Origin of the sequence: Pseudomonas cedrina subsp. cedrina, from assembly GCF_001983175.1 — a bacterium.
In the GTDB taxonomy this organism is placed as follows: Bacteria; Pseudomonadota; Gammaproteobacteria; order Pseudomonadales; family Pseudomonadaceae; genus Aquipseudomonas; species Aquipseudomonas cedrina.
In genome coordinates this window covers 320839-340701 of sequence record NZ_MNPW01000005.1, presented here as the reverse complement: position 1 = coordinate 340701, position 19863 = coordinate 320839, and the positions used below count along the sequence as shown (strand labels likewise).

Genomic DNA, 19863 nt, shown 5'->3' with positions numbered 1-19863 from the left:
TAAAACCTCATCAAACTCTTCAGGCGCATATCACTGCGGGTTGGCACGGATGCTGGAAAGCAACGATTTCAGGTTGGCCGCCTTGGGCTTGACCAGCCAGAAACGACGCAGGTAATCATCCAGGTTCTCGGCGAGGTTACGCCCCCATTCGCTGCCGGTTTCCTCGACGTACTCGTCCAGCACATGCTGCAAGTGGTTGCGGTAGGATTCCATGGCTTCGCCGCTGATCCGCTGGATCTCGACCAACTCGTGGTTGACCTTGTCGACGAAGGTGTTGTCCTGGTCGAGCACGTAGGCGAAACCGCCGGTCATGCCCGAGCCGAAGTTGTAACCGGTCTTGCCCAGTACCGCGACAAATCCACCGGTCATGTACTCGCAGCAGTGATCGCCAGTGCCTTCAACCACGGTGTGGGCACCGGAGTTACGCACGGCGAAACGCTCACCGGCAGTGCCTGCAGCGAACAGCTTGCCGCCGGTGGCGCCGTACAAGCAGGTGTTGCCGATGATGGCACTGTCCTGGCTCTTGTAGACGCTGCCGGCAGGCGGAACGATCACCAGCTTGCCGCCGGTCATGCCCTTGCCCACGTAGTCGTTGGCGTCGCCTTCGAGGTACATGTGCAGGCCGCCGGCGTTCCACACGCCGAAGCTCTGGCCGGCAGTGCCCTTGAAGCGGAAGGTGATCGGCGCTTTCGCCATGCCCTGGTTGCCGTGCTTGCGCGCGATTTCGCCGGAGACGCGGGCGCCGATGGAACGGTCGCAGTTGCAGATATCCAGGGCGAATTCGCCACCGCTGGCGTCGTTGATCGACGAACCTGCGATGTCCACCATCTTCTCGGCCAGCAAGCCTTTGTCGAACGGCGGGTTGCGGTCCACCTGGCAGAACTGCGGCTTGTCGGCCGGGATGTGATCGCTGCCCAACAGTGGCGTCAGGTCCAAATGCTGCTGTTTGGCGGTCTGGCCTTCGAGGATTTCCAGCAGATCGGTACGCCCGATCAGCTCTTCCAACGAACGGACACCCAACTTGGCCAGCCACTCTCGGGTCTCTTCGGCGACGTAGGTGAAGAAATTCACCACCATGTCGACGGTGCCGATGTAGTGATCCTTGCGCAGCTTTTCGTTCTGAGTAGCGACGCCGGTGGCGCAGTTGTTCAGGTGGCAGATGCGCAAGTATTTGCAGCCCAGGGCGATCATCGGCGCGGTGCCGAAGCCGAAGCTTTCGGCGCCGAGGATCGCGGCCTTGATCACGTCGAGGCCGGTTTTCAGGCCGCCGTCGGTCTGCACCCGGACCTTGCCGCGCAGGTCGTTGCCGCGCAGGGTCTGGTGAGTTTCGGCCAGGCCCAGTTCCCACGGCGCGCCGGCGTACTTGATGGAGGTCAGCGGCGAGGCACCGGTACCACCGTCGTAGCCGGAGATGGTGATCAGGTCGGCATAGGCCTTGGCCACACCGGCGGCGATGGTGCCCACGCCGGCTTCCGCGACCAGTTTCACCGAGACCAGGGCCTGCGGGTTGACTTGTTTAAGGTCGAAAATCAGCTGCGACAAGTCTTCGATCGAATAGATGTCATGGTGCGGCGGCGGTGAAATCAGAGTCACGCCCGGCACTGCGTAACGCAGCTTGGCGATCAGGCCGTTGACCTTGCCGCCTGGCAGCTGGCCGCCTTCGCCGGGCTTGGCGCCCTGGGCCACCTTGATCTGCAGCACTTCGGCGTTGACCAGGTATTCCGGCGTCACACCGAAACGGCCCGTCGCAACCTGCTTGATCTTCGAGCTCTTGATGGTGCCGTAGCGCGCCGGGTCTTCGCCGCCTTCGCCGGAGTTGGAACGCGCACCCAGGCGGTTCATGGCTTCGGCCAGGGCTTCGTGAGCCTCGGGCGACAAGGCGCCCAAAGAGATACCGGCAGAGTCGAAGCGCTTGAGGATCGACTCCAGCGGCTCGATTTCGCTGATCGCCAACGGTGTGTCCAGGGTTTTCACCTTGAACAGGTCGCGGATCATTGACACCGGGCGGTTGTCCACCAGCGCGGTGTAGAGCTTGAACTTGGCGTAATCGCCCTGCTGCACGGCGGCTTGCAGGGTGCTGACCACGTCCGGGTTGTAGGCGTGGTATTCGCCACCGTGCACGAACTTGAGCAGGCCGCCTTGCTGGATCGGCTTGCGCGCGCTCCAGGCTTCGGCCGCCAGGGCTTTCTGCTCGGCTTCGATGTCGACGAAACGCGCGCCCTTGATGCGGCTTGGCACGCCACGAAAGCTCAAATCGCAAACTTCTTCGGACAGGCCGATGGCTTCGAACAATTGAGCGCCGCGATACGACGTAACGGTGGAGATGCCCATCTTCGACAGGATCTTGAGCAAGCCCTTGGTGATGCCCTTACGGTAGTTCTTGAACACCTCGTAGAGGTCGCCCAGGACTTCACCGGTACGGATCAGGTCACCCAGCACTTCGTAGGCCAGGAACGGATAGACCGCCGAGGCGCCGAAACCGATCAGCACCGCGAAGTGATGCGGGTCGCGGGCCGTGGCGGTTTCCACGAGGATGTTGGAGTCGCAACGCAGGCCTTTTTCGGTCAGGCGGTGGTGTACCGCGCCGGTGGCAAGCGAGGCGTGGATCGGCAGCTTGCCGGGGGCAATGTGGCGGTCGGTCAGCACGATCTGGGTACGACCGGCGCGCACGGCTTCTTCGGCCTGGTCGGCGACGTTGCGCACGGCGGCTTCCAGGCCGAGGCTCTCGTCGTAGTTCAGGTCGATGATCTGGCGTTCGAAGCCTGGACGCTCCAGGGTCATCAACGAGCGCCACTTGGCCGGGGAAATGACCGGCGAGCTGAGGATCACGCGGGAAGCGTGCTCAGGCGATTCCTGGAAAATGTTGCGCTCGGCACCGAGGCACACTTCCAACGACATCACGATGGCTTCGCGCAGCGGGTCGATCGGCGGGTTGGTCACCTGGGCGAACTGCTGGCGGAAATAGTCGTACGGCGTGCGCACGCGCTGGGACAGCACGGCCATGGGCGTGTCATCGCCCATGGAACCGACCGCCTCGTAGCCTTGCTCGCCGAGCGGACGCAGCACCTGGTCGCGCTCTTCGAACGTGACCTGATACATCTTCATGTACTGCTTGAGCTGGTCGACGTCGTAGAAAGCCGAACCGTGGTCGTTGTCTTCCATGGTCGCCTGGATGCGCAGGGCGTTCTTGCGCAGCCATTGCTTGTACGGGTGACGCGACTTCAGGCGGTTGTCGATGGCGTCGGTGTCGAGGATCTGCCCGGTTTCGGTGTCCACGGCGAGTATCTGCCCAGGGCCCACGCGGCCTTTGGCGATGACGTTTTCAGGCTGGTAGTTCCACACGCCGATTTCCGACGCCAGGGTGATGAAACCGTTGGTGGTGGTGACCCAGCGCGCCGGGCGCAGGCCGTTACGGTCGAGCAGGCACACGGCGTAGCGACCGTCGGTCATGACCACGCCGGCCGGGCCGTCCCACGGCTCCATGTGCATCGAGTTGTACTCGTAGAACGCACGCAGATCCGGGTCCATGGTCTCGACGTTCTGCCACGCAGGCGGAATGATCATGCGCACGCCACGGAACAGGTCGATACCGCCGGTGACCATCAGTTCGAGCATGTTGTCCATGCTTGAGGAGTCGGAGCCTACGCGGTTGACCAGCGGGCCGAGCTCTTCGAGGTCCATCAGGTCGTTGGCGAACTTGGTGCGACGGGCCACGGCCCAGTTGCGGTTGCCGGTAATGGTGTTGATCTCGCCGTTGTGGGCGAGGAAGCGGAATGGCTGGGCCAGCGGCCATTTCGGCAAGGTATTGGTGGAAAAGCGCTGGTGGAACACGCAGATTGCGGTTTGCAGGCGCTCATCGCTCAGGTCCGGATAGAAGGCGGTGAGGTCCGCCGGCATCATCAGGCCTTTATAAATGATGGTCTTGTGGGAAAAGCTGCAGATGTAGTGTTCGGTGTCGGCGGCATTGGACACCGACGAACGACGACGGGAGGTGAACAGCTTGATCGCCATGTCCTGATCGCTCAGGCCGTCGCCTGCGATGAACACCTGTTCGATCTGCGGCAGGCGCTCCAGGGCCAGGCGGCCGAGCACGCTGGTGTCGATCGGCACTTTGCGCCAGCCGACGAGTTGCAGGCCGGCGGCCAGAATTTCGCGGTTCATGTGCTCGCGAGCGGCCTCGGCTTTTACCGGGTCCTGGTTGAAAAACACCATGCCCACGGCGTACTGCTTGGGCAGGTCCACCGCAAAGTGCTCTTTGGCGACGGCGCGCAGAAACTGGTCGGGCTTTTGAATCAGCAAGCCGCAACCGTCGCCGGTCTTGCCGTCGGCGTTGATCCCACCGCGGTGGGTCATGCAGGTCAGGGCCTCGATGGCCGTTTGCAAAAGGGTATGACTGGGCTCGCCCTGCATGTGGGCTATCAGGCCGAAACCACAGTTATCCTTGAATTCATCGGGTTGGTACAGACCTGCTTTCATAGACACTTTCTCACCAGGCTGCCTCTTATATCGAGGCAAATTTCTTTTCAATTCAACCGGTTACCTTCCACGCCGAACGTACGCCGGCTTAGCGGGGGCAAAAGGGAGGTCATTGTACACACCGACACAGACGCTCACAAATTTAGCGACGAAATGTCGCAAATCTATGTCGCATTTATGAAAGGTTTAAAGCGATATGCTGTGCTAGTCAAAACTTTTTTAATTCTGACCGCTACGACTCAAAAGCAACTGTGACGCAGACACCGCAAGGCGCGCGGCTTCCAGGAAGCTGCACGCACTTGCGGTTTGTATTTTTGAGGTGCCGGGAGGGCGGCCTGGGTAAGGCCGCCGGATCTTCAGCGAGCAGTTGCGAGTTCTTGTTGAACGCTGGCAACAGTGCGAGGCCAAGGTTTACCAGCCTGAACCTTCGCTGGCAAGGCCTTGATGGCGGAATCGGCTGCGGCACGGCTTGCGAAGTTGCCGTAGGTGATCACGTAGAGAGGCTTGCCGTTGAGCACTTTCTTGAAGTAGCGGTACTCGCCGCCCTGCTCTTTCACGAACGCCTGGGCATTGGCTTCGGAGCTGGTGCCAAGGATCTGTACCACGAAGTTGCCGGTTGGCTGGCTGGCGTACCAGCTGCCGCCGGCGGCGCCGGCCTTGGCCACGGTGGCGGCCGGTTTTTCAGCAGGCTTGGCGGCCGGGGCCGGGGTCGGCTTGGCAGCAGGGGCAGGCGCGACCGGCTTGGTCACCGGCGCAGGCTTGGCGGTGGCGACTGTCGGCGCAGGGGTCGGCTTGGCAGCCGGTTGACCGGCCGGCACGCCCGCAGGCGGCGCGGTGGTGGTCACGGTCGGCGGTGTGGCGCTGGAGCCTTCCACCGGCACGCCGTCATCGCCTTCGGAGATACCACCGGCTTCTTCGGCGAGTGGGCCGCGCATGACCGGCTGGCCGACCATCGGCAGGTTGGTCGGCTGGCCGGAGTTGGCGAATTCGACGTTTGGCGTGGGCTTGCCCAGTGGCAACTGCGCCTGTTCGGTTGGCGCGCCGGCGGTCGTCGGTGCCTTGCTGCGGCCGGGGATCAACCAGGCAGCGGCGACGGCCACCACCACAACGGCGGAAATGGCCAATACGTGTTTCTTAGGCATGGTGAACCCCATCTTTGGACGCTTGACCGCGGTGCGGCTGGCAATCATGGCTTCGATCAGTGCATCGCGGGCAACCTGATTGATGGTGCCAGGCCAGCCGCCTGCGCTTTCGTGAATATCAGAGATCTGTTGAGCGGAGAAAAGTTCGATACCCGCCCCTGCGCCTTCCAGGCGTTGAGCCAGGTATTCGCGGGTTTCTTCCTCTTCGTACGGCTGCAGCTCGATGACGTGGAACAACTCCTGGTCACCGCTGATTTGCTCCAGCTCGGCGATCAACGACGACTCGCCAAACAGGAATACATGCGGACGGCCTTCCGGAGTGCCTGCCGCCAGCGCCAGCAGCGCTTCGAGGGCGGACTCGTCGAGCTGCTCGGCGTCATCCACCAGCAGGTAGACTTCCTGGCCGGTCAGGCCCAGTTGCACAACCTGCTTGAGGATTGCATTCGGCTCGGCAGTGGCCACGTCCAACGCCTGTGCAACCTGGCGCAACACGCCAGCCGCATCACCGGCGCCACGGGCCGAGACCACCACGCTCTGCACCGACTGCTTGTTGGTACTGGCCACCAACGCCTGACGCAGCAGGGTCTTGCCGCTGCCCAACGGCCCGGTCACGACCAGCAACAACTGGCTGTAGCGCGCGAGGTGGTGCAACTGGCCGAGCACTGGTTTGCGCTGGGCCGGGAAAAATTTGAAACCAGGCACCCGTGGAGCAAAGGGGTCGTGGCTTAACTGGTAATGGCCGAGGAACGCCTCGTCGGCATGCAAACTAGTCATCGGGGTCTTGTTAACCTTTAAGCTGGGCCAGGGCGCGGTAATCCGCTCCCAGCGTGGCCTGTAGAATCTCTTTCGGATAATCGTCGGTTACCACCGCTTCGCCCATGTGGCGCAGCAGCACCAGTCGCAGTCGACCGTCGATCACTTTCTTGTCTATCGCCATATGTTCGAGGAAGTCCGCCTCAGTCATCTCCTCCGGCGGGACGACCGGCAACCCGGCCCGCTGGAACAGGCGGATGCCGCGATCTCGCTCCTGGGCACTGATCCAGCCCAGGCGTTGCGACATCTCCAATGCCATCACCGTGCCAGCCGCTACGGCCTCCCCATGCAACCACACACCATAGCCCATATGGGTTTCGATCGCATGGCCGAAGGTGTGACCCAGGTTCAACGTAGCCCGCACGCCGGACTCCCGTTCGTCGGCATTTACCACCAGCGCCTTGGCGGCGCAGGAGCGCGAAATCGCTTCGGTGAGTACCACCTGGTCAAGGTTGCGCAGCGCGTCCACATGTTCTTCGAGCCAGGCCAGGAACGGCTCGTCGCAGATCAGCCCATACTTGATGACTTCCGCCAGGCCCGCCGACAACTCGCGCGGCGGCAAGGTGTTGAGGGTCGCGGTGTCGATCAGCACGGCTTGGGGCTGGTAGAACGCGCCGACCATGTTCTTGCCCAGCGGGTGGTTGATACCGGTCTTGCCGCCCACCGACGAATCAACCTGGGACAGCAAGGTCGTCGGCACCTGGATAAAGTCCACGCCGCGCTGGTAGCAGGCGGCGGCGAAGCCGGCCATGTCGCCGATCACACCGCCGCCCAGGGCGATCACGGTGGTGCGGCGGTCGTGGCGTGCGGTGAGCAGGCCATCAAAGATCAGTTGCAGGGTCTGCCAGTTCTTGTGGGCTTCGCCGTCCGGCAGGATCACCGAGATCACCGAGTAGGCCGCCAGGCTGCGGCTCAGACGCTCCAGATACAGCGGCGCGACCGTTTCGTTGGAGATTATCGCCACTTGCCGACCGGCAATATGCGGGGCAAGCAACTCGGGCTGGTCCAGCAGACCTTCGCCAATATGGATCGGGTAGCTGCGCTCGCCTAGATCGACCTTAAGTGTCTGCATGTGTCCCCGCGTTAGAGATGTATTGACGACCGGTAACGTCGAGTTACGACGCTGCCTGATGGCTCTACGCCACACCCCACAGGGTGATAGCGCGCCGCCGAGAATAGCGCATTTCGGGCCTGGCTTTAACGGGGTTGCAGCCGTTGCAGGCGCTCTAAAATGTCGAGAACCACCATCCGAGGTGGCCGCTCATCGGTTTCCACCACCAGATCGGCAATTTCCCGGTACAGCGGATCACGCAGCGCAAGCAGATCCCGCAAGGTTTTTTCCGGGTTGGCCGTGCGCAGCAACGGGCGATTGCGATCGCGGGCGGTGCGGCCCACCTGCTGCTCGACCGACGCATGCAGGTAAACCACGCGACCACCGGCATGCAGCGCGCGGCGGTTCTCGTCACGCATCACTGCGCCGCCGCCCGTGGCCAATACCACGCCGTCGCAGCCGCACAGTTCGGCAATCATCGCCTGCTCGCGGTCACGAAAGCCCAGTTCGCCTTCCTTATCGAAGATCCATGGGATATTGGCACCCGTGCGCAATTCAATTTCCTTGTCGGAATCTTTGAATGGCAGGCGCAGCTCTTTGGCCAGCAAACGGCCGATGGTGCTTTTTCCAGCCCCCATCGGTCCTACAAGAATCAAATTTCGCACAGAATCAACGACTCACAGCAATCGCCTGGTTATTCATAATACGCGGAGTCAGGAATACCAGCAGCTCGGATTTTTTCTCCGCCAGCACATCGCGCCGGAAAAGGCGGCCAAGATACGGCACATCGCCTAAAAATGGCACTTTATCTACCACTTTGCTTTGGGTATTGGAGAAAACCCCGCCGATGACGATGGTCTCGCCGTCCTTGACCAATACCTTGGCGTTGACCTCGTTCTTCTTGATCGGCGGCACATCGTTGAGCTTGTTCAGGTAGTCAGGCTCATCCTTGGTCACCTTGACCTCCATGATCACGCGGTCATCGGGTGTGATTTGCGGGGTAACCTCCAGGGACAGCGAGGCCTCCTTGAACGACACCGAGGTAGCGCCACTGGAGCTGGATTCCTGGTAGGGGATCTCGGTGCCCTTGAGGATGCGTGCGGTTTCCTTGTCGGAAGTGACCACCTTGGGTTGCGAGACGATTTCACCGTTGCCGGTTTTTTCCATGGCGGTGAGTTCCAGGTCCAGCAGCAGGTTGTCGGTGATAAAGGCGATCCCCAGGCCCGAGGTACCGGTGAGCGAGCCAAGGTCCACAAAGGGCGAACTGGGTGGGTTTGGCGGCGGCTCGGCGCCTTCAGGCTGAGGTTTCGCGATGCCGCCCGCGCCCCAGTTGCCGCGATTGAGCCGCCCTCCCCAGCGTGCGCCCAAGCTTTTGTCGTAATCGACATTGGCCTCGACGATCCGCGCCTCGATCATTACCTGGCGCACCGGAATATCCAGCTGTGCCACGATGCGACGCAGCTCCTCCAGCCGCTCCCCGGTCTGGTAGGCAATGATGTTGTTGGTGCGATCATCGACTGCCACCGAGCCACGTTCATCGGTAACGCCTTCAAGGCCCGTGACCGACTGGAACAACTTGGCCAGGTCCGCCGCCTTGGCGTAGTTGACTTGCAGCAGTTCCCGGCGCAGCGGCGCCAGTTCGGCCATTTGCTTGCGCGACTCCAGCGTGAGCAGCTCGCGCGCGGCCAGTTCCTCGGCAGGGGCTACCAGCAATACGCCAGCCTTCAGGCGCTTGTCCAAGCCTTTGGCCTGCAGCACAAGGTCCAACGCCTGGTCCCAGGGCACATCCTTGAGGCGCAAGGTGATCGAGCCCTGCACATCGTCGCTGGCAACAAGGTTGAGGCCCGCCACATCGGCAATTTGCTGCAACGCGGTGCGCAACTCGATGCTTTGGAAGTTGAGGTTGAGCCTATCGCCCGTGTAGGCATTTGACGCGGCGTTGCCGGGGGGCGGCAACTGGATCAGGTCCATACGATTGGGCACAGCAGCAGCCATCGGTGCCGTGAACGCTATCCATAGCGCCACACCGAAGGACGAAAAAGTCCTTTTCATTGTTTGATTCCGTTATGAGTTGACGTTTAACAGCAGTGTGCGCGGACGCTCCAGCCACGCGCCCTGGCCATCGGGAAACAGCTCCATCAGTTCTATGGAGCGCTCATGGATGGCGGTGATGCGGCCATGGTCCGGCCCCAGATAATCGCCAATTGCCAGGCGATGCACCCTGGAGGAGGCCCGCAGCAGGGCGAACGCCTGCAGCCCGCGGGACAGCGTGCCGACCATTTCGAACTGATCCAGCGCAAGCCCTTCCAGGATTCCACGCGGCCGAGTGAGATCCGGCGCACGGGAAGGGCGACCCGGCAAGTAGTCGACCTGAACCGCAAGCAGTTGAAAAGGATCGCGCAGCCCGGATGAGTCGTAGACAAAAGGCTGCCCTTGCGCGACCGGTCCGCCCCGCCAGCCAGCCTGCGCATGCCAGTAGGTCTTGGCCAACAGATCAAGGCGCAGCAGCTTGCCATCACGCCGCAGGGCAACGTCATGCACCGTAGCGATTCGCGACAGGCCGCCAAGGCTGCTGAGGAACATCGCCAGGTCGTGATAGACCCCTGTCACCCCAACCCGCACAGGCTGCTCGTGGAAGAACGCAAAGGGTTGTTCATCCAACGGGGTAACGCTCTCGACCAGCAGGCCATTGGCCAGCGCCAGGCGCGCGATGTCTTCCAGCAAGCCAGGCATTTGGGACTCGCCCGGCAACGCCTGTAAAAGCTCGTCGGCCTTCGCCTGCATAAGCTCAAGCTGGCGGCTGCGCGCCTCAAGGCTGGCCGCCAGGGCTGTCTTGCGGGCGATTTGCTGCTGCAGGGCCACTTCCTGCGCCTCGACCTGGTGCAAGCGCTGCCGCGACGGGCCCAGGTATACAAGCTCACCCGCCACCCCTACCAGGCCAGCCAGCGCACAGCCCAACAGGGCTTTGCCGGGCAGTGGCCATTTTGCAGCGTTGTGAGTGAGCGCGGAAAAGTTGAGCCTTGGCAACAGGCTCATGGCTGAGCCTCGGAAGACTCTCCCTGACGCACCATCAACTGGAACTCATTGTTGCCGCGCGCGCCCTCCGCTTGCACGTGTTGCAACCGCGTGGAATGGGGGCCTTGCGCGGCTTCCAGGCGGCGCATCAACTGGGCGATATCCTGGCTGGATTCAGCGCTGCCACTGATACTCACCGTATCGCCCTTCGCGACCACTTCATGCAGGTGGACGCCGTCGGGGACGGCGCGCGCCAATTGATCCAACAGTTGTGCACCGGACGAGCGGGCATCGTGCAGGTCTTGCACGACTTTCATGCGTTGCGCCAATTGCTGGCTTTGCTCCTGCAGGTCGTCGATGGTCCTGATGCGTGCGTCAAGACCGCTGACGTCCTTGCCCAGATGGTCATTGCGGGTCACCTGCCGGTCGATGGCCTTGTCGATCACCTGGTCCGCCAGCCACACAGCCGCGAGCGCCGCGCTGACGAATGCGAGCAAACACGCCAGTAGATACTTGCGCCGACGCTCTGCCAGCGCCTGGCGCCAAGGCAATAGGTTGATTCGTGTCTTCAAGCGAAACTCCTCAGGGCCAACCCGCAAGCAATTCCCATCCCCTGGGCATCCACGGCCCATTATGCACCATCGACTCGATGGCTCGGCGTGAAGCTGGCGAAATCCTGACCGCAAGCGCGCGCCAATGCAAACGCTTCGACATCGACCACCTTCGGCACCAGCCCGGCCAGGGCCAGAACCGCTTCGCGTGCCTCCACATGTTCCTTCAGGCACGCGGCGAGCAGTACCTCGACACGGCCTGGGTCGAGTGCCGTCGGCCCGCGCACTTGAAAGTCGATGGCCACGTCATCAAGCGGATAAGGAATGTATTGGTCTGCCTCCATCTGGATCCTCCAGGTCATCTCATCATCAGTGAGCCCCGCCTCCATCTCGACCATCCGCGTGATCACCGACGGCCCGGCCACTGCAGCGGCAGCGCCACGGACCGATGTCGAAAACCGCGCCAAGGCACTGCGCAACGCACGCCCTACGCCTTCGAGGTCGAGGAATGTGCCGTCGACCACCGCGTGGCTGGGCAACGCCTGGGTGACGTAACCCTCAATGGTGTAGTCGCCGCCTGAACAGCCGAGCTCGACCATCCGGATTGTCGTGTCATTGATGTCGACGCCCAGCAGGGTGTCGACTTTTCGGGTGAAAAATCCCTTTCTCATAAAACTCCCTAAAACTTTGCCTGTCATACCGCCTGATTGCCGCTGCGCGCCATGCATTCGGTCGACTTGTTGAGCAGGCGCCCATGACGCCCGAAGTCGAAAAATGCTTTAATGCCCAGCGTTTTTTCCCGCTTTTCATCTGCAGCTCGGGTCGATCCATCGTTTGTCATGCACGCCCCGACGCCTAACCCATTCTTTTCTCTGGAAATCCAAAAGCCTTGATTCGTCTGCTGAAGTTTTTCGGGTACTCCATTGTCGCCATCGTTTGCGGGCTGCTGCTCGTGTTCAGCGGGGCCTACCTCTACCTTAGTCCGGGTTTGCCCTCCGTAGAGGCCCTTAGAAGTATCCAGTTGCAGATTCCTTTGCGGGTCTACAGCAGCGATGAAAAACTGATCGCGGAGTTCGGCGAAATGCGCCGCACACCGATCCGTTTTGCCGACATTCCACCCAATTTCATCAGCGCCCTGCTCTCGGCCGAAGACGATAATTTTGCCAACCACTATGGCGTCGACCCCAGCAGCCTGGTGCGGGCGGCCACGCAGTTGGTAAAAAGCGGACACATTCAGTCCGGCGGCAGCACCATCACCATGCAGGTGGCGAAGAACTTTTTCCTCACCAGCGAGCGCAGTTTTTCACGCAAGGCCACCGAAATCCTCCTGGCTCTGCAGATCGAGCGCCAACTGACCAAGGATGAAATCCTCGAGCTGTACGTCAACAAGATCTACCTGGGCAACCGTGCCTACGGGATCGAAGCGGCGTCACAGGTCTACTACGGCAAGTCCATTCGTGACGCCAGCCTGGCGCAAATGGCCATGATCGCCGGCCTGCCCAAGGCCCCTTCACGCTTCAACCCGCTGGCCAACCCGGCACGCAGTAAAGAACGCCGCGACTGGATCCTGGGGCGCATGTACAAGCTGGGCAAGATCGACCAGGCCGCTTACGAAAGCGCCGTTGCCGAACCGCTGAACGCCAGCTACCACGTGCCGACGCCGGAAGTGAACGCCCCCTACATCGCTGAAATGGCGCGCGCCGAGATGGTCGGCCGCTACGGCAGCGAGGCCTACACCGAGGGCTTTCGTGTCACCACCACCGTGCCCAGCGACCTGCAGGAAATCGCCAACGAAGCGGTGCATTCCGGCCTGATCACCTATGACCAGCGCCACGGCTACCGCGGCCCTGAATCGCGCCTGCCGGGCAAGACCCTGAGCGCCTGGACCACCGAGCTGGGCAAGCAACGCACCATCAGCGGCCTGGAGCCGGCCATCGTCACCCAAGTGAAGAAAGACGGCCTGCAGGTGCTGACCCGCACCGGCGAAGCCCATGTGGCGTGGGACAGCATGAAATGGGCACGCCCCTTCCTGAACACCAACAGCATGGGCCCGATGCCCAAGCAGCCAGCGGACGTGGCGCAGGTGGGTGACTTGATCCGCGTGCAACGCCAGAAGGATGACAGCCTCAAGTTCAGCCAGGTACCGCTGGCCCAGGGCGCGCTTGTGTCCCTGGACCCGCAGAACGGTGCAATCCGCGCGCTGGTCGGCGGTTTCGCGTTCGAGCAAAGCAACTACAACCGTGCCATCCAGGCCAAGCGCCAGCCCGGCTCGAGCTTCAAGCCGTTCATCTACAGCGCCGCGCTGGATAACGGCTACACCGCCGCCAGCCTGGTCAACGATGCACCGATCGTGTTTGTCGACGAGTACCTGGACAAGGTCTGGCGTCCGAAGAACGACACCAACACCTTCCTCGGCCCGATCCGCATCCGCGAGGCGCTGTACAAGTCGCGCAACCTGGTGTCGATCCGCCTGCTGCAGGCGATGGGCGTGGGCAAGACCATCGATTACATGACGCGTTTTGGCTTTGCCAAATCGGACCTGCCGCCCAACCTGTCCCTGGCACTGGGCACCGCGACCCTCACGCCGATGGAAATCGCCACCGGCTGGAGCACCTTTGCCAACGGCGGCTACAAGATCGCGCCGTACCTGATCGACAAGATTGAAAGCCGCAACGGTGACACCCTGTTCACCGCCAACCCGCCACGCGTGCCGGGCGACGTGGTCAACGGCGTGGCGGCAACCGATGGCCTGGCGGCACCGAGCAACGGCGGTATCACCATCGAGCCAACCCCGGGCGCTGCGCCGGCCGCCAACGCCGCCGCCAACGCCGCCGCTACCGAACCACAGGCACCCGCCGTGGCCGAGCGCATCGTGGATGGCCGTACCACCTACATCCTCAACAGTATCCTGGAAGACGTGATCAAGAAGGGCACCGGCCGCCGCGCCCTGGCCCTTGGCCGCGCGGATATCGCCGGCAAGACCGGTACCACCAACGAATCCAAGGATGCCTGGTTCTCCGGTTACAACGCCGACTATGTGACGACCGTATGGACCGGCTACGACCAGCCGGAAAGCCTGGGCCGCCGCGAGTTCGGCGGCACCGTCGCACTGCCGATCTGGATGAGCTACATGGGCGCTGCCTTGAAGGACAAGCCGTTGCACACTCAACCGGAGCCGGAAGGTATCCTCAGCCTGCGCATCGACCCGATCAGTGGCCGCGCGGCATCGCCCAGCACGCCGAATGCGTACTTCGAGCTGTTCAAGAGCGAAGACACGCCGCCGTCGGTCAACGAGTTGGGCAATGGGGTTGCGCCGGGCAGCCCGCTGCCGGCGGATGAGGCGGCGCCGATCGATCTGTTCTAATAAGATTTATGGCCTGAAACAGAACCAATGTGGGAGCGGGCTTGCCCGCGATTGCAGTGTGTCAGGCGCCACATGAGCTGAGTGACCCATCGCTATCGCGGGCAAGCCCGCTCCCACACTTGGATCTCCACAGGGCTCAAGTGAATCGCCACAAAAAAGCCCCGACTCGCGAGAGCCGGGGCTTTTTGTTGGTGCGCTACGCAGGCTTAGCCGTTGAACACATCATCCACGCTTTGCAGCGGGTAGTTCTTCGGATACGGCAGGGTCGCCACGCCCGTCTCGATGGCGGCTTTGGCCACGGCATCGGAGATCAGGGTGATCAGGCGCTTATCCATTGGCTTGGGAATGATGTACTCACGACCAAATTCCAGCTTGGCGCCACCGTAGGCATCGCACACGTCCTGAGGCACCGGCAGCTTGGCCAGTTCACGCAGGGCGTTGGCGGCAGCGACTTTCATCTCTTCGTTGATGCGCTTGGCGCGAACGTCCAGGGCGCCACGGAAGATGAACGGGAAGCCCAATACGTTGTTGACCTGGTTAGGGTAGTCCGAACGGCCAGTGGCCATGATCACGTCGTTGCGCGTGGCGTGCGCCAGTTCCGGCGAGATCTCCGGGTCCGGGTTGGAGCAGGCGAAGACGATCGGGTTGGCCGCCATGGACTTGAGGCCTTCGGCGCTCAGCAGGTTCGGGCCGGACAGGCCGACGAATACGTCTGCACCGTCAAGGGCATCAGCCAGGGTGCGCTTGGACGAAGGGTGGGCAAACATCGCCTTGTACTGGTTCAGGTCGGTACGCTCGGACTGGATGACGCCCTTGCTGTCGACCATGTAGATATTTTCCAGCTTGGCGCCCATGCTCACGATCAGCTTCATGCAGGAGATAGCCGCGGCACCGGCGCCCAGGCAGACGATCTTGGCGTCAGCCAGGGTCTTGCCGGCGATTTCCAGGGCGTTGATCATGCCGGCCGCGGTAACGATCGCGGTGCCGTGCTGGTCATCGTGGAATACCGGAATGTCGCACTGTTCGATCAGGGCCTTTTCGATCTCGAAGCACTCAGGTGCCTTGATGTCTTCCAGGTTGATGCCACCGAAGGTGATGGAAATGCGTTTGACCGTGTCGATGAAGGCCTGCGGGCTTTCGGAGTCGACTTCGATGTCGAAAACGTCGATGCCGGCGAAGCGCTTGAACAGCACGCCTTTACCTTCCATGACCGGCTTGGAAGCCAATGGGCCGAGGTTACCCAGGCCCAGAATCGCGGTGCCATCGGAAATCACTGCAACCAGGTTGCCTTTGCCGGTGTACTTGTACGCCAGTTCGGGGTCGCGGGCGATTTCACGTACGGGCTCGGCAACACCAGGGCTGTAGGCCAGCGACAGGTCGCGGGCGGTGGCAGTGGCCTTGGTGAGCTCTACACTCAGCTTTCCTGGACGAGGATGGGCATGATATTCGAGAGCGGCAGTTTTCAAATCAGACATATCGGCATTCCGCTTTTACTGTTGGTCGACGGACCGCCGAGGATACGCGTGTCGCAAAGTCCCCACAAGACTGGGCAGTCACGGGTGTCAAGACCCCAAAGCGCCGTACTTTGGTCTAAGGCCACGGGATACAAGGGCTAAACTGTTCACAATCAGCTAAAAAAATGTCTACAATTTTTTATTAAAAAGTCGATTTGAGCATGCTGGGGTCGGTCAATGGGAGCAACCAGCGCGCCTGATCGTTTTTTCGGCTGCCACGCCGGGCACGATCCTGCACCCAGCCGCGCGCCTCGATCGTCTTGCCGGGCAGACCATTGAGCAGTGCGGAGTCGAAGTGGCGGGTGAGTTCGGGTGAAATGCGTAATACCAGTGAGCCCTGCAATTGGATCCAGACCCCACCTCGATTGCGTTCGATCTTGCTCACACGGCCGCTGACCAGGGCGAAGCCGGGCTGCTTGAGTTGCGCCACGCCCATCACCGGAGATTGCCGCCAGAGGCCCAACCGCGCCTGCCGGGCGCTGTTTTCAGCGGCCCGCTGGCAGGCGACGAGGTCGACATTGGGCGCAACGCCCACCTGATAGCCCAGGCCTTCGGCCAGCAGTTGCGCTTCAAGGTTCTCGCCGTTGGCAGCGTAGAGGTGGGCCAGCGTGCGGCCGTAGCGGTCCTTGCTCTCGCGCCCCGGCACCAGGCCGACGCGACCGTCACTGGCCTCCACCAACGCTTGCAAACGCTGGCGGGCAGCGATGGCGTAGGGCTCGTCAGGACGGCCTCGCTTGCCGGTCTCCGGGGCGTTGAGGCCGATCATCCGCACGCTGCGGCCATCCTTGAGGCGCAGCGTGTCGCCATCCACCACCCGCTGAACCTCGACGCTGGCCACAGACGCCGGCGCTGGGCAAAATACCTCGGCGTAGGCGGTCGTCAGCCAAATCCCAGGCACAAAAAAGGCGCCCGCAAGGGACGCCTTTTTCAACAGCTGGCAAAAGCCCATGAGGCTTTTGAGCCTTACTCTGCTGGAGTAGCAGGCTTTTTGCCGAAAGCACCAAAGCGATCTGCGAAGCGCTGTACACGGCCGCCGGTGTCCAGAGTTTTCTGCTTACCGGTGTAGAACGGGTGGCACTCGTTGCATACGTCAGTACCCAGTGGCTTGCACAGGTTCGAACGGGTTTCGAACTTGTTACCGCAGCTGCAGGTGACTTCGATGGTTTCGTACGCTGGATGGATATCGGCTTTCATGGCACTTCCTCGGGCTAGCGTGCCGCCACTCGACACTATTGTCGAATACCGCACGTAATTAGGCCGCGGATTCTACCAGACCTTTTTAAACGCGCAAGCGGCGGGGATGGCCCAAGACATCCTTTCATCAGAAAATCTTGGCACACCATAGTCCCTGTGGGAGCGGGCTTGCCCGCGATGGCGGTGGGCCATCAACCTCTCTGGCGACTGATGCGCCGCCATCGCGGGCAAGCCCGGCTCCCACAGGAACTGCGCCGTATCCCGGCAGTGTCATTCCCACACCACAGACAGGACACCTCCACCGCCGGTCTGCTAGGCTCGCGCCCCTGCAACACCGCCTGCCTTTATAGATGAGACTTCGTGTGCCCGACGCCATTTTGCGCCTAGCCCTGCCCTCGCCCCTGCGCCGCCTGTTCGATTACCGGGCCCCGGCCGGCGTGCTGCGCGCGCAGTTGCAGCCAGGCATGCGCGTGCGCGTGCCGTTCGGGCGCCGGGAAATGATCGGCATCCTGGTGGAAGTCGCCGACCATAGCGAAGTGCCCGCAGACAAACTCAAGCCCGCCCTGGCCATGCTCGATGCCACCCCGCCGCTGCCGCCCGCACTGTTCAAGCTGTGCCTGTGGACCGCGCAGTATTATCAGCACAGCCTGGGCGACACCTTGAGCTGGGCGCTGCCGGTGCTGTTGCGCCAGGGCGAGCTGGCCGAGGCGCGCCAGGAACGCTTCTGGTCGACGGTGCCCGGCGCGCGCCTCGACGACCCACGCATCGCCCGTGCGCCGCGCCAGCGTGAAGCCCTGGCGACCCTGGCCCAGCACCCGCACGGCGTGGCGCATCAGCTCTTGAGCAAGCTGATGCTGAGCAAGGACAGCCTTGACCTGCTGCTGGCCAAAGGCCTGGTGCAGGTGGAAATCCGCAAGCACGCCCCCGACCCGCGCCACGAACATTGGCTGGCCCAGCCGGAATTGCCGCTGAACCCCGAACAACGTGCCGCGTATGAAGCGATTCGCGCCGGTTTCGACAGTTTCCACGCTTTCCTGCTGGCCGGCGTCACCGGCAGTGGCAAGACCGAAGTCTATTTGCAGTTGATCCGCGAAACCCTGCAGGCCGGCAAACAGGCCCTGGTGCTGATCCCCGAGATCAACCTGGGCCCGCAAACCCTGGCGCGTTTCGAACAACGCTTCAACGCGCGCATCGCTTTGGTGCACTCGGCGGTCAACGACCGTGAACGCCTGGAATCCTGGCTGGCGGCGCGCGATGGCGAAGCCGACATTATTATCGGCACCCGCTCGGCGCTGTTCACGCCGATGAAAAACCCCGGGCTGATCATCATCGACGAGGAGCACGACGGGTCCTACAAACAGCAAGAAGGCCTGCGCTACCATGCCCGCGACCTGGCGCTGGTACGCGCACGCCAGGAAGACATTCCGATAGTGCTGGGCTCGGCCACGCCGTCCCTTGAGAGTTTGCACAACGCCTACACCGGCCGCTACGGCCTGCTGCGCCTCAACGAGCGCGCCGGCGGCGCCAAGCAGCCACGCTTCCTACGCCTGGACGTCAAAAGCCGGCCGCTGGACAGCGGTATTTCCGGCCCGATGCAGCAAGCCATCGGCCAAACACTGGCCGCCGGCCAACAGGTCCTGGTGTTTCTCAACCGCCGGGGCTTTGCACCGACCCTGCTGTGCCACGACTGCGGCTGGATGTCCGAGTGCGAGCGCTGTGACGCGCGCATGACCGTGCACCAGCGCCACGGCGAGCTGCGCTGCCACCACTGCGGCCATGTGGAACGCGTACCACGGCACTGCCCGCAGTGCGGCAAGGTCGACCTGCGCCCGGTCGGCGCAGGGACCGAGCGGGCCGAAGAGCGCCTGGGCATTCTGTTCCCGGACTTCCCGGTGCTACGGGTCGACCGCGACAGCACCTCGCGCAAGGACGCGATGAACCAGTTGTTCGCCACCATCCAGAAAGGCCAGCCGTGCATCTTGATCGGCACGCAGATGCTTGCCAAAGGGCATCACTTTCCACGGGTGACCCTGGTGTCGATCCTGGATGCTGACGGCGGGCTGTTCTCCGGGGACTTCCGCGCCAGCGAACGCATGGCGCAGTTGATCGTACAGGTTGCCGGCCGCGCGGGGCGTGCCGAAGAGCCAGGCAGAGTGATTATCCAGACGCACCTGGCCGACCACCCGCTGCTGATCCAGCTCACAGAACAAGGCTACTTTGCCTTCGCCGAGCAGGCGCTGAGCGAACGCCGCGCCGCCGGCCTGCCGCCTTTTTCCCACTTGGCGCTGCTGCGCGCCGAAGCCCATAAACCGGGCCAGGCCGAAGGTTTCCTGGATGAAGCGTGCAGCGCCGCCGAACGTTTGCTCGGCGAACTGGGTCTGACCGGCATCGAACTGCTCGGCCCGGTGCCCGCGCCCATGGAACGCCGCGCCGGGCGTTATCGTGCGCAGTTACTCTTGCAAGCCACCTCCCGCGCGCCGCTGCATCGGCTATTAAGCAGCTGGTTACTTGCCCTGGAGCAAATGCCCGGCGGCCGTCAGGTGCGATGGTCGCTGGATGTGGACCCGGTGGATTTGTATTGATAGATGGACCTATCGCAGGCAAGCCAGCTCCCACATTTTGAAATGTGAACAGCGTTAAATGTGGGAGCGGGCTTGCCCGCGATTGGAGCCCGCAGGTCCGCCACCCACTCTGAACGGTTGGCAAGCCCGCCCTCGCCACGGATAATGCCGAGTTTTTCCAC

Annotated in this window: 12 protein-coding genes and 2 pseudogenes; 2 read left to right on the top strand and 12 right to left on the bottom strand. The window is 62.4% G+C overall.

Translation table 11 applies throughout. From position 1 onward, the window contains the following. Nucleotides 1-30: 30 nt before the first annotated feature. The 9 genes and pseudogenes from gltB to BLL36_RS31020 form a co-directional block, all read right to left on the bottom strand. A complete protein-coding gene (gltB, locus tag BLL36_RS12560) occupies nt 31-4476 on the bottom strand; it encodes a glutamate synthase large subunit (RefSeq protein WP_076951752.1) in 4446 nt (1481 codons plus the stop codon). Nucleotides 4477-4832: 356 nt separating this feature from the next. Next, complete coding sequence (locus tag BLL36_RS12550) at nt 4833-6392, bottom strand: SPOR domain-containing protein (protein ID WP_076951751.1); 1560 nt, start codon at nt 6390-6392, stop codon at nt 4833-4835. Between the two features lie 10 nt (nt 6393-6402). After that, a complete protein-coding gene (aroB, locus tag BLL36_RS12545) occupies nt 6403-7503 on the bottom strand; it encodes a 3-dehydroquinate synthase (RefSeq protein WP_076951750.1) in 1101 nt (366 codons plus the stop codon). A 125-nt stretch (nt 7504-7628) separates the two neighbouring features. Next, nucleotides 7629-8147 carry a shikimate kinase AroK gene (aroK, locus tag BLL36_RS12540; protein WP_076951749.1) on the bottom strand — a complete coding sequence of 173 codons (519 nt, stop codon included), beginning with the start codon at nt 8145-8147 and terminating at the stop codon, nt 7629-7631. A gap of 4 nt (nt 8148-8151) precedes the next feature. Then, nucleotides 8152-9408: pseudogene (locus tag BLL36_RS12535) on the bottom strand (type IV pilus secretin PilQ); the annotation flags it as partial. 138 nt (nt 9409-9546) lie between these two features. Beyond that, nucleotides 9547-10518, bottom strand: a complete 972-nt coding sequence (locus BLL36_RS12530) for a pilus assembly protein PilP (protein ID WP_076951747.1) — start codon at nt 10516-10518, stop codon at nt 9547-9549. Continuing rightward, complete coding sequence (locus BLL36_RS12525) at nt 10515-11069, bottom strand: PilN domain-containing protein (RefSeq protein WP_076951746.1); 555 nt, start codon at nt 11067-11069, stop codon at nt 10515-10517. The genes BLL36_RS12530 and BLL36_RS12525 overlap by 4 nt, the downstream gene beginning before the upstream one ends. Continuing rightward, nucleotides 11066-11719, bottom strand: a pseudogene (gene pilM, locus BLL36_RS12520) (type IV pilus assembly protein PilM). The gene BLL36_RS12525 and the pseudogene pilM overlap by 4 nt, the downstream one beginning before the upstream one ends. 23 nt (nt 11720-11742) lie before the next feature. Further along, complete coding sequence (locus BLL36_RS31020; protein ID WP_157697320.1) at nt 11743-11889, bottom strand: hypothetical protein; 147 nt, start codon at nt 11887-11889, stop codon at nt 11743-11745. Between the two features lie 51 nt (nt 11890-11940). On the opposite strand from BLL36_RS31020, the gene BLL36_RS12515 reads away from it, so the two are divergent. Next, a complete protein-coding gene (locus tag BLL36_RS12515; protein ID WP_394329486.1) occupies nt 11941-14412 on the top strand; it encodes a penicillin-binding protein 1A in 2472 nt (823 codons plus the stop codon). Between the two features lie 206 nt (nt 14413-14618). Here the strand turns inward: BLL36_RS12515 and BLL36_RS12510 are convergent, their stop codons facing one another. The 3 genes from BLL36_RS12510 to rpmE form a co-directional block, all read right to left on the bottom strand. Then, complete coding sequence (locus BLL36_RS12510; protein WP_049710409.1) at nt 14619-15887, bottom strand: malic enzyme-like NAD(P)-binding protein; 1269 nt, start codon at nt 15885-15887, stop codon at nt 14619-14621. Between the two features lie 181 nt (nt 15888-16068). Further along, a complete protein-coding gene (locus tag BLL36_RS12505; RefSeq protein ID WP_076951744.1) occupies nt 16069-16875 on the bottom strand; it encodes a thermonuclease family protein in 807 nt (268 codons plus the stop codon). A 14-nt stretch (nt 16876-16889) separates the two neighbouring features. Next, a complete protein-coding gene (gene rpmE, locus BLL36_RS12500) occupies nt 16890-17120 on the bottom strand; it encodes a 50S ribosomal protein L31 (protein ID WP_049710411.1) in 231 nt (76 codons plus the stop codon). A gap of 362 nt (nt 17121-17482) precedes the next feature. Here rpmE and BLL36_RS12495 point away from each other — a divergent pair, with 362 nt between their 5' ends. Then, entirely contained in the window at nt 17483-19702 is a 2220-nt protein-coding gene (locus BLL36_RS12495; RefSeq protein ID WP_076951743.1) for a primosomal protein N', read from the top strand. Nucleotides 19703-19863 lie beyond the last annotated feature (161 nt).

Bases quoted from the DNA above. Each gene is read 5' to 3' on its own strand.
- gltB (WP_076951752.1), bottom strand. From the start codon at position 4,476: ATGAAAGCAGGTCTGTACCAACCCGATGAATTCAAGGATAACTGTGGT.
- BLL36_RS12550 (WP_076951751.1), bottom strand. From the start codon at position 6,392: ATGACTAGTTTGCATGCCGACGAGGCGTTCCTCGGCCATTACCAGTTA.
- aroB (WP_076951750.1), bottom strand. From the start codon at position 7,503: ATGCAGACACTTAAGGTCGATCTAGGCGAGCGCAGCTACCCGATCCAT.
- BLL36_RS12530 (WP_076951747.1), bottom strand. From the start codon at position 10,518: ATGAGCCTGTTGCCAAGGCTCAACTTTTCCGCGCTCACTCACAACGCT.
- BLL36_RS31020 (WP_157697320.1), bottom strand. From the start codon at position 11,889: ATGACAAACGATGGATCGACCCGAGCTGCAGATGAAAAGCGGGAAAAA.
- BLL36_RS12510 (WP_049710409.1), bottom strand. From the start codon at position 15,887: ATGTCTGATTTGAAAACTGCCGCTCTCGAATATCATGCCCATCCTCGT.
- BLL36_RS12505 (WP_076951744.1), bottom strand. From the start codon at position 16,875: ATGGGCTTTTGCCAGCTGTTGAAAAAGGCGTCCCTTGCGGGCGCCTTT.
- rpmE (WP_049710411.1), bottom strand. From the start codon at position 17,120: ATGAAAGCCGATATCCATCCAGCGTACGAAACCATCGAAGTCACCTGC.